Annotated in this window: 17 protein-coding genes; 12 read left to right on the plus strand and 5 right to left on the minus strand. The window is 32.9% G+C overall.

Going from position 1 to position 13,232, the window contains the following annotated elements; all coding sequences use genetic code 11:
• The first annotated feature begins 136 nt into the window (after positions 1–136).
• The 3 genes from AE2B122_RS16555 to AE2B122_RS16565 all read left to right on the plus strand — a co-directional run bounded on the left by AE2B122_RS16555 (position 137) and on the right by AE2B122_RS16565 (position 2,409).
• Positions 137–1,048: a tyrosine-type recombinase/integrase gene (locus AE2B122_RS16555; RefSeq protein WP_175074761.1), complete on the plus strand. Its 912-nt coding sequence runs from the start codon at positions 137–139 to the stop codon at positions 1,046–1,048.
• Positions 1,049–1,180: 132 nt separating this feature from the next.
• Positions 1,181–1,438, plus strand: a complete 258-nt coding sequence (locus AE2B122_RS16560; protein ID WP_175074762.1) for a hypothetical protein — start codon at positions 1,181–1,183, stop codon at positions 1,436–1,438.
• Between the two features lie 179 nt (positions 1,439–1,617).
• On the plus strand, positions 1,618–2,409 hold the full coding sequence (locus tag AE2B122_RS16565; RefSeq protein WP_175074763.1) for a hypothetical protein: 792 nt from the start codon (positions 1,618–1,620) through the stop codon (positions 2,407–2,409).
• Between the two features lie 48 nt (positions 2,410–2,457).
• Here AE2B122_RS16565 and AE2B122_RS16570 read toward each other — a convergent pair whose 3' ends face one another.
• Complete coding sequence (locus AE2B122_RS16570) at positions 2,458–2,763, minus strand: hypothetical protein (protein WP_175074764.1); 306 nt, start codon at positions 2,761–2,763, stop codon at positions 2,458–2,460.
• A gap of 761 nt (positions 2,764–3,524) precedes the next feature.
• The gene (locus tag AE2B122_RS16575; RefSeq protein ID WP_175074765.1) at positions 3,525–4,769 is read right to left on the minus strand and encodes a DEAD/DEAH box helicase family protein; all 1,245 of its coding nucleotides are present in this window, start codon (positions 4,767–4,769) and stop codon (positions 3,525–3,527) included.
• Between the two features lie 328 nt (positions 4,770–5,097).
• Between AE2B122_RS16575 and AE2B122_RS16580 the strand changes: the two genes are divergently transcribed.
• From AE2B122_RS16580 to AE2B122_RS16590, 3 genes are all read left to right on the plus strand, one after another.
• Positions 5,098–5,823, plus strand: coding sequence for a hypothetical protein (locus AE2B122_RS16580; RefSeq protein ID WP_175074766.1), 726 nt, complete (start codon positions 5,098–5,100; stop codon positions 5,821–5,823).
• A gap of 125 nt (positions 5,824–5,948) precedes the next feature.
• Positions 5,949–6,224 carry a hypothetical protein gene (locus tag AE2B122_RS16585; RefSeq protein ID WP_095272761.1) on the plus strand — a complete coding sequence of 92 codons (276 nt, stop codon included), beginning with the start codon at positions 5,949–5,951 and terminating at the stop codon, positions 6,222–6,224.
• A gap of 488 nt (positions 6,225–6,712) precedes the next feature.
• Positions 6,713–6,925 carry a hypothetical protein gene (locus AE2B122_RS16590; protein ID WP_175074767.1) on the plus strand — a complete coding sequence of 71 codons (213 nt, stop codon included), beginning with the start codon at positions 6,713–6,715 and terminating at the stop codon, positions 6,923–6,925.
• A 132-nt stretch (positions 6,926–7,057) separates the two neighbouring features.
• On the opposite strand, the gene AE2B122_RS16595 is transcribed toward AE2B122_RS16590, so the two are convergent.
• The 3 genes from AE2B122_RS16595 to AE2B122_RS16605 form a co-directional block, all read right to left on the minus strand.
• Positions 7,058–7,600: a hypothetical protein gene (locus AE2B122_RS16595; protein WP_175074768.1), complete on the minus strand. Its 543-nt coding sequence runs from the start codon at positions 7,598–7,600 to the stop codon at positions 7,058–7,060.
• 443 nt (positions 7,601–8,043) lie between these two features.
• A complete protein-coding gene (locus AE2B122_RS16600; RefSeq protein ID WP_175074769.1) occupies positions 8,044–8,604 on the minus strand; it encodes a site-specific integrase in 561 nt (186 codons plus the stop codon).
• A 799-nt stretch (positions 8,605–9,403) separates the two neighbouring features.
• The gene (locus tag AE2B122_RS16605) at positions 9,404–9,991 is read right to left on the minus strand and encodes a hypothetical protein (RefSeq protein WP_175074770.1); all 588 of its coding nucleotides are present in this window, start codon (positions 9,989–9,991) and stop codon (positions 9,404–9,406) included.
• A 195-nt stretch (positions 9,992–10,186) separates the two neighbouring features.
• Between AE2B122_RS16605 and AE2B122_RS16610 the strand changes: the two genes are divergently transcribed.
• From AE2B122_RS16610 to AE2B122_RS16635, 6 genes are all read left to right on the plus strand, one after another.
• Positions 10,187–10,405, plus strand: a complete 219-nt coding sequence (locus tag AE2B122_RS16610; RefSeq protein WP_175074771.1) for a helix-turn-helix domain-containing protein — start codon at positions 10,187–10,189, stop codon at positions 10,403–10,405.
• Positions 10,406–10,427: 22 nt separating this feature from the next.
• Complete coding sequence (locus tag AE2B122_RS16615) at positions 10,428–10,838, plus strand: hypothetical protein (RefSeq protein ID WP_175074772.1); 411 nt, start codon at positions 10,428–10,430, stop codon at positions 10,836–10,838.
• A gap of 15 nt (positions 10,839–10,853) precedes the next feature.
• The gene (locus AE2B122_RS16620; protein ID WP_175074773.1) at positions 10,854–11,318 is read left to right on the plus strand and encodes a phBC6A51 family helix-turn-helix protein; all 465 of its coding nucleotides are present in this window, start codon (positions 10,854–10,856) and stop codon (positions 11,316–11,318) included.
• A 2-nt stretch (positions 11,319–11,320) separates the two neighbouring features.
• A complete protein-coding gene (locus AE2B122_RS16625) occupies positions 11,321–11,962 on the plus strand; it encodes a hypothetical protein (RefSeq protein ID WP_175074774.1) in 642 nt (213 codons plus the stop codon).
• A 61-nt stretch (positions 11,963–12,023) separates the two neighbouring features.
• On the plus strand, positions 12,024–12,224 hold the full coding sequence (locus AE2B122_RS16630) for a hypothetical protein (protein WP_175074775.1): 201 nt from the start codon (positions 12,024–12,026) through the stop codon (positions 12,222–12,224).
• 2 nt (positions 12,225–12,226) lie between these two features.
• Positions 12,227–12,943 carry a hypothetical protein gene (locus AE2B122_RS16635; RefSeq protein WP_175074776.1) on the plus strand — a complete coding sequence of 239 codons (717 nt, stop codon included), beginning with the start codon at positions 12,227–12,229 and terminating at the stop codon, positions 12,941–12,943.
• Positions 12,944–13,232 lie beyond the last annotated feature (289 nt).

The following is a 13,232-nucleotide window of genomic DNA, read 5'->3' on the forward strand; positions in this document are numbered from 1 at the left end:
TTTTAAAGCGTTGAATATAACGTTTTAAAGCATCATCCAGACCATTCTATAGATAGCTTTTCGTGAAGCTGTCTAATGTATAAATAGTTTGTAATTCAAGGACTACTTCCTAATTAAAAGGGGGGTAGTCCTTTTTGTGCTTTTAAAATTTGCCTATCAAGACTTTTTAGATGACCGTAAATTTAGAAATACGACTGACGTTAATATTCAGAATTACAAAGTTCTTCTAGGCGGTTTCATTAATTACTGTATAGAAAGTGATGTAATGAATGTTGAAGATGTTGAAAGTAAACACGTTAAACAGTATCTAATGTACAGTCAAAGAAATGGAAATTCGGCAGGTACTATAAATACCAAGTTACAACGTATCAGGGCATTTTTTAATTACCTACTTGAAGAAGGAATGGTTACGGAAAATGTGGCTTCTAAAGTTAAAAGACAACGAGAAGAAGTAAAGATTAATGTATTTAGTGATATGCAAATCAAGCAGATGCTTAGTTACTATCGTGGGTTAAGAAGAAGAGAGAAAAGTTATTTTGCTTATAGGGGATATATGCTTATCGTTACATTTCTAGGAACTGGTATTCGCAGGACGGAAATTATTAACCTGAAGTGGTCTGATATTGATTTTGATAATCTCACAATGTCTGTATATGGTAAACGAAGAAAAAAGGAAATCGTGTTTATGACAGAAAGGTTAGCAAAAGAATTATCAGCCTATAACCTGTTCTGTAAAAGATACTTTCCCCAGCTTAGTGATTATGTTTTTGTAAATCGTGACAACAATCAGATGACACAAAACTCAATCATGTTAATATTCCAGAACTTGCAGAAGAAGATGAATTTTAAGGATGTACGAGTTTCACCACATACTTTCAGACACACATTTTGCCACAGGTTGGCAATGAGTGGTATGTCTGCATTTGCCATACAGAAGATGATGCGACATGAAAACATTGCTGTCACAATGCGATACGTCGCTATGTGGGGGAACGAGTTGAAGGAACAAAATGATAAGTTTAATCCTTTAAATAATTTGGACATATAAGGAGTTATACACATGAATTATGAACTTCCCAATCTGAATGACCTTCAACACTTGAAGCCATTAGATGGTATATGAAGGAATTAACAGAGGTGTTCTCTGTGAATAAGAGATAAATAAAGGAGAGTGGTTCATTTGCAGGACAGTTATAAAATTCAAGATGCTGAAACTAAAGATTTGTACATTGGTGTTTGCAGTCATTACTTTAGCGTGTCAGATGCAAAAGATGTATATACAAAGTCTTTAAATGGAGAAAGAAATGATGACTCAATACTTGTTCAAGTGGCTAAAAAAGGAACAAATGGAGTAAATACAAAAGTTACGTTTGGTGTGGAAGAAGGAGAACAATTTGCATTAGCTTTATTGAATTTATGTAATTCGATTAAAAGATAAGGACAAAAGAAAAAGGGTGTGTGTTCGCACCACGCACCCAAAAACAATCCATAATAATATACGGAGTACCGTACAATTAACCTTATTATACTGAAAAATATCAGAGAAATCAAAGGTGTATTAAGTATGCCAAAAATAGAGTTAAATTTTCGGTGTTCCCAATTAAGGGGAAAACTCATATGCAAATCGGAAACATAGAAAGCTTTAAACATTTATCACAATTTAAGGATACAAGAGACTTTAACAATAACATTGAACAATGGATGCTAGATATTAAAGGCAGCTTCACAAAAGCAGAATTAGTAGCTTTGAAGCGTTTAATACGCTTCTCGGCAAAGGTGGCTGGGATTTGTACTGCTAAGATAGGAACGATAGTTTCTGCTACACATAAAGCGAAGGGTATAGGAATAAGTAGAAGCACATTTAAACGGATGACTATAAAAGCCAAAAATTTAGGTTTGGTTACAACTATAGAAACAACAAGAAAGAACGGTTCAAAATCAAGTAATGTATACATATTTAATCGTTTTTATGAACAACCTGAACCATCTAAAGAAGATAAATTGAACCAACCTAAAACTAGTAATCTTTCTAAAGCTAATAATCAAACTAATAATAAACGTAAAACGGACGGTTTTTATAAGCAAAATGAGATTGGTCAGAACACAACACTAGATGCATCTTTTACCAGTGAAAAGGTTCCAATGAATTTCACTGACTTTGTGAGAAACTTTTATGACGATAATAGTATTATCGAAGAGTATTGGAAGTTGGTTAACATTTCTGCTTACAAGCACGATATAACTGAAAATATTACTGAAACCGCAATAAAAGCGTTTAAAGTGTTAGTACGAAAGATAAAGTTCGGTAAAGTAAACAATGTGTATGGTTATTATTATGCAGTTCTGAATAAGAAGTTTAGAAGAAAGTACCTTGTAGATTTGTTTAATGATGTCTGGGATAGTAAATGAATACTAAAAAGAGAACTGCTTCCATTTTTCTTGTTCTCGTAATCTTACTTATGAAAGTTTAATTTCCAATTCATTGTTCTCAAGCATATCTATTGAAATTCGGTGAATTATGTCATGTATTAAGAAGAAGATAGCTTCTTCGACTTCATTTGTAATTCTGAAGTTTAAGCATAATAACTCAAGGCTTTTAGCATACTTAATTTTAACTCTATTGTAATATTCAGTCCTATCCTGGTCACATATAGTTCTTAATTTAACTATCTCATTGGGTGTTATTCCAGTAAGTGATTGTTCAATTATGTTTGTTAATATTTTACTGTGTGTTTCGCAATGTAGGTTAAGATGATTATCCATATAATTTCCGCCTTTACTTGTATACTTATGTTATTTAAATTCATACCTTAAACAATTAAAGGTGTACTTTCAGACGTTTTTTTCAAAGGAATTGTTTTTCTTATGTCGAATTATAGAAGTTAAAGGCGAAAGGGGGAGAAGTAATTAAGAACACAAAGCAAACTCTATTATATTGGATAGAAATAGTAATACTTGAAGTAGTTGTTTTATCTTTTTTTTCATGGCTAGAACATGGTCAAATGTTTCATTGGTTTGGTCTAATAGACGAATTTGAGATAGTGAATCGTCTTACAATAATTTTAGCTTTACACCAATTACTTATGTTTTCTATCATACGTCTTAGGTATTCAGCACGTGAAGATGCATTACAATCTAAGATTTACTGCATTAATCTGACATTATACCTTAATGAATACGATATGGACTTAAGTAATCTACTTCAATATGTGCATCAGTTAGCATATGAAAGAAAAGATGTAATGTTTAATAATGAAGATATAGAATGGTTAAAGAAGTTGCATGAAGCTATAGAGTTGAGAATACTGGAAGATGAATCTAAGGTTGAATTTAAAAGGTTTCTGGAAGTAGACAAGATTCACTTTGAACACCAGAAGGAAACTGTAAAATATGAATGGACGAATTCTTTCTTGTTAAACATCTTAAAATAAGTAATTATCTTTACTTCGGCGAAAAATTGAAAGCTAAGGAATGTTCTAATGACTACTATGCCTAGTTCAATTGAACATTCCTCATGTGTTTTTTTAAATATCACTACTCAGATAATCTCTTAATAAGGTTCGCATACGTTTTGACGGTATATAAAGGTTAATTGATTTGCCGTCCCTAATTCGACTTCTCCATATCCACTGAATGAGTTCAGAAAGTGCATATAAATCTTGGTCAACATTTACACCTTTAGATTTAAAGAATTTATATTTGTATGGGTGCATGAACCGATTAATAACATAAGCTAATGATTGCTTTTCTCTATGTTCATTTGTAGCACGGGCATTATGTGAGACAAATCCTTTTGTATAACCTTTTCCTTTTAACTTCGGCTTGTGGTCTTTATAGCAAGTCCACATATTCTTCTGTGTAGGTGTGCCAACGTTATTTCTGAAGTAACTATAAATATTCCTTTTCATTTTAGTTACTAGTGTATTATTATCTTCTCTTTCAAACCAAGACTTCGACAAGCTATAATTGATATCGCCTATATTGTTCAATTTACCATCATAAATAGTAATCAATGCTTTTAGAAACTCCTTGTCGTAGGGTTCTTTACTGGCATGGTCGACAAGTACGTAATAGTTATCCACTTTATGTACAGCTTTATATTCATATTGAATCTGATACATGTCATAGTAGTATTTTTGTTCTTGTGCCTGAAAAAGATAGGTTAAAATGTACACCTCGTTAAAGGAATTAAATATAGATACGGGAAAAGTCCAAAATAAGATGGTATTTTCAAAGTAAATCAGGTTTTCGTTTTTAGATAGGTTCTTCACTTCATTGTATTTAGTGTGCTGGTACATACTGTTTTCATTCCAATGAACAATACCTGTTTCAGAATCAATTGTAATCATGCCTGTATCGTACAGTAGGTTTAAGTCATCCTTATTCAAGTTGAACTCGTCAATAACATTCATAACTTCATCTAATATAAGATAATAGTTTCCAGCTTTAAGCAAATCAATAATTTCTGTATCAGCATTCTGAAATAATGCATGTGTGGATACAATATCTTGTTCATTCATAATTAGCTTTTTCAGATTGTCCATCTTACCATTACCTTTATTTTGTGGTTCGGTAAACTTACGATTTGTCACAGCATCTTTCACTCGCTGCACTTCAGATAGAAATGGTGTTATGTAGATAAAGTTCTTTTCTGTATCTGCTTCATTCATGAACTGTATTGCCCATGATGTTTTACCACTTCCCATAATAGAATCAATTATATTTATATTCGTTCCCTCTTTATTCATTGCTGGCTTTACATTTTCCATCACTAAACATCCTTTTCAGCTTTTTTGGTTTCAAGCCTGTAACAAGAAAGTTTAAGTAATCAGACGTACTTCTGATAAAATAAAATAACGACTTCAAAAGTGCTTAATTCTGAAAATAATGCTGATATGGTGGGGTTTGTAGGGTGTTCCCTTAAAAGAAGATATATAATAAAGGGCTGAAATGGCTAAACCAGTGGAAGAAAATCACTTCCACATGAAAATAAATCAATGAAGAATATCGGAATGTACATCTGAAACGGATATCTTATTATTTCTTAGCTGAGTTTACGAAGCTAAGTGCGAAGCAGATAGATGGAGGTTAGCTAACATGAATCTAAAGGGATATAAATTTAATACAAAGGAAGATTTCGTCTATTATATACAGCATTTGATATACGGAATCTCCAAAACAATGGATATTTTTGAGAAGCATTTGAACGAACTAGAGACGTACATAAAAGATAGGGATTTAGCTGAAAGACCTAAACGAGTTATTTCTCCAGACATACATGATAGGTATAATTCAATGTTAGGTAATTCTTCCAACCAATTATTAAACTATTTTGGTGACCAAGCAGAACTCGGATGTTCTTATCAGAACTATCGCAAGAACATCAAGAAAAAAAGTAAAGAACTAAACCTTAGCTACATCGAATTTACACAAGAACAAGAAGAAGAACTTAATAATGTAACGACTTCGAGAAATTGGAGTAATCACATTCCGGTTTCATTAATACATTCAACAAAGCGTAAAGCATTCGGTGAAGAGATAGATGTAACTAAGCCAATCTCTATATCGGTCTTTGAAAAATACGAAGGTGCATGGCTAATAGACCTACATTTACAAGAAAAAAATAGTTTGGATGCATTTAAAGCCTTATTTGAATTACTAAAAAAAGATTACAAGGAACTAACTGGTTTTCCATGCTTGATTCAAAGGAATACATATTCTTTAAGACCAATAGAAGATTTGGTAATACCTGAAATTTCCTTTGGTATTCAAAGTAAGAAGATAAAAACTCTGGATGATATAAAAGCTTATTACGAAGTCTAGATTATTGTTAGCGGAACCTTCATACACATGGTAGAACGAGTTTTGATGCTTATATGTGATTGCATATTTAATAAGTAGATTTAACTGTAACGCAATTTCAGAAAGATAATTAAGGGGGATATACTATGGCTTGGGAAAGAAAAGCATTGGAGGATATTATTTTAATGCTGGTTGAAGAAGAAGGAAAACGTAGCGAACTAATTTCTACATTATGGGATTTAAAAATTGAAGTTGATATAGATGGAACACCTTATACTGTATTATCAAAAGTTGCTGAAGGTATGGACTACTTACCTGAGAATTTAGATGCATTGACTGAAGAAGAGAACGAAAGCGATAAAAAACAGTTTATTGATATGATTATGAAACAAATACAGAAGAATTACAGTAATCAGGATTAAATACATCCTATTTCTGCTTGTTTACTAGACAAATCATCCTGTAACTTAAGAACATCTTAAAGCGTCGTAGAACGGCTTATACGGCATTATATAAAGGCGTAGGAATGTGTGGTTCATTATGTTCGTGTTTCTAAAAATTAGGGTATGGCTGGATGTTTAACCTTTACTTTTACTCTCCATAGGTATCCAATACACCTTATTACAGCTTGATTAGTAGAGTAGTTGACTTATAGCCTGAAACGAATTGGATAGCTAAGTATTGTTATTCAGCTTTCTGTGCAGGTGTTAAACGTTGCAGAACTGTACAGTTTTTATTTGATTTTGTACAAGGCATGTTGCAACTGGAGAAACAAATGTTTAGCATCAAACCATCTAGCCCATAATAATCCAAAATAGCTTATACAAGGGTTACAAGTACTAGTACTTCCCAGAAGGTAAAACCTTTTAATTCGACTTAATGAAATATAACGGAAGGGAGTTATTTGAAGGTGGAATATAGTTCAGATTTAAAAAAAGAGTATGAAGGCTATATGAGAGTAAAACAAAACATTGTTGAATTTAAAACTGCAATGAATGAGATGCGTGACAGTATGAACGAGAGGCATCGCAGTATGAATGACACGCTGAACCATATATACTCTTTGGCTGAACAGTGTCTCAAACAAGAAATTGAAGCTGATAAGCAGGATAATCAGAAATAGGCACAAAAAAATTCCCACCACTCGATACAAGTCTTTTTAGTAAAAAACAGACAAGCAAAGCATAGTGGGAAATTATTCTGCACGTTAAAACATGTAATAACGTATTGTAAGGAAAGAAAGTAAGACAAGATTTCATAAGAAATATTGTTTTGTCAAACCTTCCTTAAGAATGAGAAATTCTTCTTCAGCAAATTCATTGAAGATATTTTCAGCTTCTATCGGCACAGATTCCGTATATTGTTTACCTAAAATGTTGGTGTAAATTATAGATAATGTTCCTTCAATCTTCTTTTCGGTACAATCAGAACAATTCATAATGATTTCTATATCAATATTGTTTTGTTCATTGTTACCTTTTCGGATTACTTCTTTTACACTAACATTAACACCTGGAGTACCATTCCACTCACCAGCGATTTGATTCATTGTTCTATGATAACCTATGTTGATTGCATTTATTTTTATATTTTTTTCAGTTCTTTCTTCTGATGTTGATTGGATTCTATAAGAAGGTTTTACCATCATATGTCTTTCAAATTCTATTTGTTTGTTAGCCTTCCTGTTTTGAATCGTAGTAATCATTGCAAATAAAGCAGCAGCTAAGGTTCCAATTGCCCCTAGCATTTGAAAATAATCAACAACCGATAATGATTTATCTGTTAATAAGAAGAACATTTCCTCACCTCAATAAAATAATATTACAGTTGGAAGCTTATTCCTGCAACAGAAACTGTTAACAAGTAGAAAATTGATTGAAATAGGGCATGCCAGAAAGTAAAAGCATTTTACCATTAGTTGCTGGGTTCTGTTTTAATTGTGACGAAATGAGTTAGTGTGGTTAGGTGGATAAGTAACTAATTAATCAGGTTTATATGTATTAAAATGCTGTCATATCAAGGGTTTAAGTGATGATGGTGATGACTGAATGGTAATAGTTTGACGGATTAATTGTGTACGTTATAGCGTATAAATGATGATGTTTAATCTTATATACCACATCAAACAAGCCTTGCAATCAGAAAATGAAATCACATTACTACTTTTTACATCACTGAATATAAATCTTCAATTGTTAGCACTATCACCATAAAGAAAAGAACCAGCACTGCCACCGGTTCTTATAAGACAAAATCTATTAAGGTGTCGTTTATTTCTTCTTCAGTGATTCCAATGTAAGCTTTTGTGATTTTAATATCAGAATGGTTCAGTATTTGTTGCAGTGCTTCCATGTTATTAGTCCGTTTATAATACCAATAACCAAATGTTTTACGCATTGTGTGTGTTCCAATTCCTTCAGTTATATCAAGCATATCGCCAGCTTTGTTTAACTGCCGATATGCTTGTGTGGTACTGATTGGCTTATCACCTTTCCGACTAGGAAATAACCACTCGCTATCAATTGTTTTGACGTATTCCTGAATTTCAGAATAGATATTATTTAGGTTAATATCTCTTTTCTTCTTTGTTTTCCCTTCCTGAATAACCACACGTTTTTTATTTTTAACATCTTTCACTTTCAGCTTCAGTATATCGCCAACTCTTAAACCTGAATTAATACCAAGCAAAAACAGAATATAATCTCTTTCTGAACAATGCCTTTTTAATGACCACTTCATATCTTCTATTAATTCTTTGCTTCTAATTGGCTGAACATCTTTAATCTGGTTTGTTGTTGTCATTTATAGAATCCCTTCAATCTCAGTTAAATCAATAATTTGAATGTATGTTTTTAGGTATCTATTATAAGAATAGCAGTGTTTATTAATGAGTTCAATAGAATAAGCGAAATGAATGTAAGTTTTTATCTATTTTCTTACATTGGGAATAGTGATTAGTTTGTTCCGTATGGGAATCTGAAGCAATGGTGCAGTATTCAACCTTAAATCAAGGGGATAGTTACGTGTTCTTATGACTTCCTGATACGGTTTGTTTTGTGTTCCTTATTCAGTACAACATTCAGGGGGTATGGGCATCAATTAAAGGCTGTATGTGTGCTTTAATAAGCTGGTAAGAGGTATAAATATAGCCTTACACTTAAGCCTTACAGTGCTTATATGGCTTATATAAGGCTGTTATGAGTAGCATGTATAAGGCACATAGAAAGCTGTATAAATCTAATTAGGTGCAGATATTCCAGCACATAAACATTATATAATGGCTGGTACAGTGTGGGTATGTACTCTTGGTAGTGTGTAATTGGTCTAAATAAACAACAAAGCACAAAAGAAACAAAGCAGAAAGAAAACAAATCAAATTAACACATGAAACAGAAAAATTATTGTTTGTTTTAAAGAGAATTGAATCAAAGAAGCTTATTTATTGGTGCACAAGAAAGTTGAATATTAATCTTCAATAGAAGTAAGGGGGGGAACGGGGGAAGGGGTAGCAGCTATCTGTTGGTTTACGCTTTAACAATAGACACTGTATTTTTGCTTTACTAGATTTTAGATACCCTTCCCATGAATTGAGATTATGTTATTATTTATCATCATCTATACTTACAATCTGAGAATTCATAATTTGTTTCATCAATATCATAGAGAATTTCACACCTTCCTTTTCAGAGAGAATATCTTTCAAGAATATTTTATTGTTATTGTATTCCTTCGGAAAATTAATACTTAAATAGGTCATTTTCCTTTTTTCTTCTTCCCAAAATCGATACTTCACCTCATCTTTACCCGAATACCTTGTTAAAAATTTATCTATAGACTGTCCTTTCTTGTTCCAGTTAACAACCGATTTATTAACCCACACATCATCCCAACTTGTGAAGTAAGGAAAGTGAGAAAAAACATTTCTTACAAATTTAAACAAGTCTTTCCCTAGTTCAGCTTCCATTGGTGGTCGTTTAACCTTTATTGCTTCTATCACCCATTTAATAGGTTCGTAATTTAATACCTCAGCATAAATAGAGAAGGCATTATTAACTTTAGCAAATCTATAGTATGCATCATTATCCCAAAATTTATCGTTAAATATTTCTTCAAAGATATTGTAGAAGCCGTTGTAGGCTAAGTTCAGGAATAATGTTTCGGCTTCATTAGGTCGAAAATCATTGTTCATATAAATCACCACCAAAAAATTATTTGATTTATTATATCACGTCTTACTTTTGCTAACTTTAACGCACCTATATATAGAAAATTACTGTTCAATTGTTTGTTCATATTAAAGGTGCTGGTATCTCCAGTGCTTTTTTTTTGATTAAGTATGCAATTAAATTGCAGCAGTAATAGAAATAGGGGGCGTTACTTGTTAATGGATAGAAAGTTATTAAGAAATTGCAGAACGATAGCAGGATTTAATACAAGAAAAGATTTTGCTGAAGCTGTAGGGGTGCATCCTGCCACCGTTACTAGATGGGAAGCTGGTACAGTGCCACTAAACAAACACTGGAAAATAAAAGTAATAAAAGTGCTGGCTGAAGCTGGCTTAACTCAAAATGAAATTTACTTACTATCAGAACTGAAAAAATAACAATAAATAGGAGTGTTAGGGTATGTACGAACTTAAAGACGAACTAAAAGCACTGAAGGCAATTAAGAAAGCAATTAATGTAGAAAAACATAAACATGAACTAGAGAATTTAACTGTCTTTGTTAGTGGAGTGATTGAAGCACTGAAGCTGAAACAATTGCGATACTTTCATCATTATATTAGCGAAAAGCACACTGCCAATAAGCAAACATATAAAGCGTATGCAACTAAAAATAAGTACAAGGCATTAACACAACTTACGGAACTTAATCATGAACTTTCTAAGAACCTGAAAGCAAACCTAACTAGATGTAACGTAATTCTTGATGAACTAATTGAAACAGATTTTTACGGAGACACCACCAATAAACAACTAGCAAAATTCACGAATGCAACACCACGGAAACTAAAACAAAACTATTTTCACGTATAAAGGGGATGAAACAGAATGGCTAAAGATTTGAATAAAGTTCCAGTACCAGCAGAACTTAAAGAACGGCAGGTAACGCTGGCGAAAGCTTATGTGAAAGATAAGCATGAATTAGGGTTAGGCGTTTCAGACTTTTGCAGTAATTACAGTGTTTCTACTGCAACATGGTACAAATGGTTAGATAATCCAAGGTTTGAAGGATATATAAATAACCTACAAGGAAACATCATTTCCGATAGTGAGAAGGAAGCATATCACATCGTCAAGAAAAAAATTATGCAGATGGCGACAAAGAAAGATGCTTCCGTAAAAGAGATAGATTTATTCCTAGATACCTTTGCTTATGTTGTGGAAGCTGAAAAGCGTAAAGCTATGCAGGAACTAGGGATAACACCAGAAGGCGATAAAGGAAACGATACAAGAACAATAGACCAGAAGAAAAATGCACTAATATCACGATTAACAAACAAAGGGGATGCGTAAACATGGCAACAGATAAACAACCAGCAGTATATAAAAAGATGAGTAACATAATAGAAAAGGCAGAACAGACAAGACAAAAGTTTGCAACAAGCCTTGCTAAAGCTAAAGAAGATGCTGAAAAGCTGGAACAGGAAGTAAGGGAACTGGATAATAAAGCACATGAAGTATACACGCTTTATTTACTGGATGATGTACAGCTTTCAGCATATGAAGAAGTAAAATCTGAAGCAGATACCAAACGTAAATTGCTATCAGTTGTACAGAAGAAAGTAGGCGATATTGCAGAAGTTGAAAAGCAAGAACTGGCACGGATTTATAAGGAGTTTGAATGTATATCAGATGAATTTTATAAATTGAAAAATAGCGACTGGTATAAAGCCAAAAAGCAGTTGCAGGAAGCTAAAGACAAGTTCATGCAGGAAGTTGTTGATATTTCCAAAGAACAATTTAAAATTTATTCGTTAGATAGACAGATAGGTGATATTCAAGTAGATGCAGGATTGAAAAACTATAATTACATTGAATATGGTAGTCCTTACATTCAAGGGATTGGTTTAACTCATACTGCCAATGATATAAACATCGGTACACATGAGTTATATGAAGCCTTTAAGAATAGAAATCCGAAACCAAGATTTATGTAAATAACAAGCTGGCATCTTAACGGATGCTGGCTTCTTTTTAATACCTGAAAGGGGTTATAACATGGCTACTAATCGAAAGGAAACAAGAAAAGGAAAGATGATTTCAAAGGCTGAAGCAGGTAACGAACCAGCGAAACATGCAATCCTGCTTTTAATCGTAACTGATGAAGATACAGGCGAAAAGCTTAATATCAAGCGTTATTTTAGGAATCAGGATGAAAAGGCTGAATTTATGGAAGCTATGAAGAAGGGAAGTAACTAAACATGCTGAAAAGAATCTATCAGAAATTGAAAAATAATATTCATAAAGTACGCAAAAAAGATGTATCTGAACGAACAGCAGAACCAGCACCAAAGCAAGATAAAGCTATTATCAGAATTAACCAGTTAAAGCATGAACTGAATACACTCACAAAGGGTTATAATAACAGCTTAGAAGAACTGGAAAGAAGCTACACTACTGCCTTATTCCAGTATGAAAAGCAAGCTGATTTTTATGAAGGTATACACAAAAGGTATAGAAATAAAATGGCATCTGATGCAGAACTGAAGCAAGCAGAAAAGGATTTTAAACCATTGAAGGAAGCACTATCTAATGCAGGTGCAGAGATAGACAAAGTGAAGCATTGGAAGAAGGGTGACACACTAGCAATCATTAATAAAATCCAAGCACTTAAAGAAGATTATGCTGAAGCAGTGGCAAGGCAAATTAAACAGGATGCATTAACATTGCAAAGACAGAAAGAAGCATACCTAGAAAAGGTTGCATCTATCGGTAAAGGATATTCTGATGTAATGGAAACTGAAAAAACCTTAAAGAATCAATTAAATCAGATGGGATTTAATTATGCAGAAACCATTAAGGGAAGACTCGAACATAATACAAAGGAACTGGAAGTAAACCAGTTTATCATTTCAGATAGTGAAGTAACACAAGCCATAAATGGAATAACTGAATATAGAAAGCCTAAACAGATTTAATGCTGTTTAGGTTTCTTTTTTTATGCTTATATATGGTATGACTATCAGTAATACGCTTAAACTTTATTGTACTCATTTACTTTCCTAAATTGGAAAATTAACACGGACTGCTTTACAAGGAAAAAAGACTACTTTATACTTGCAATGTACATAAAATGGTAGGAAGTAGTCCTTCCTATTGAAACTATTATACATACGGCATTATACCCAAGTGGGATAAAATGAATCCTAACTACTGAAGCAGTAGTAGCTGACAAGCCAGAAGAAAACGCTGGCGGCGGCATGCCTG

Source organism: Terribacillus sp. AE2B 122 (assembly GCF_902497585.1).
GTDB classification, from domain to species: Bacteria; Bacillota; Bacilli; order Bacillales; family Amphibacillaceae; genus Terribacillus; species Terribacillus saccharophilus_A.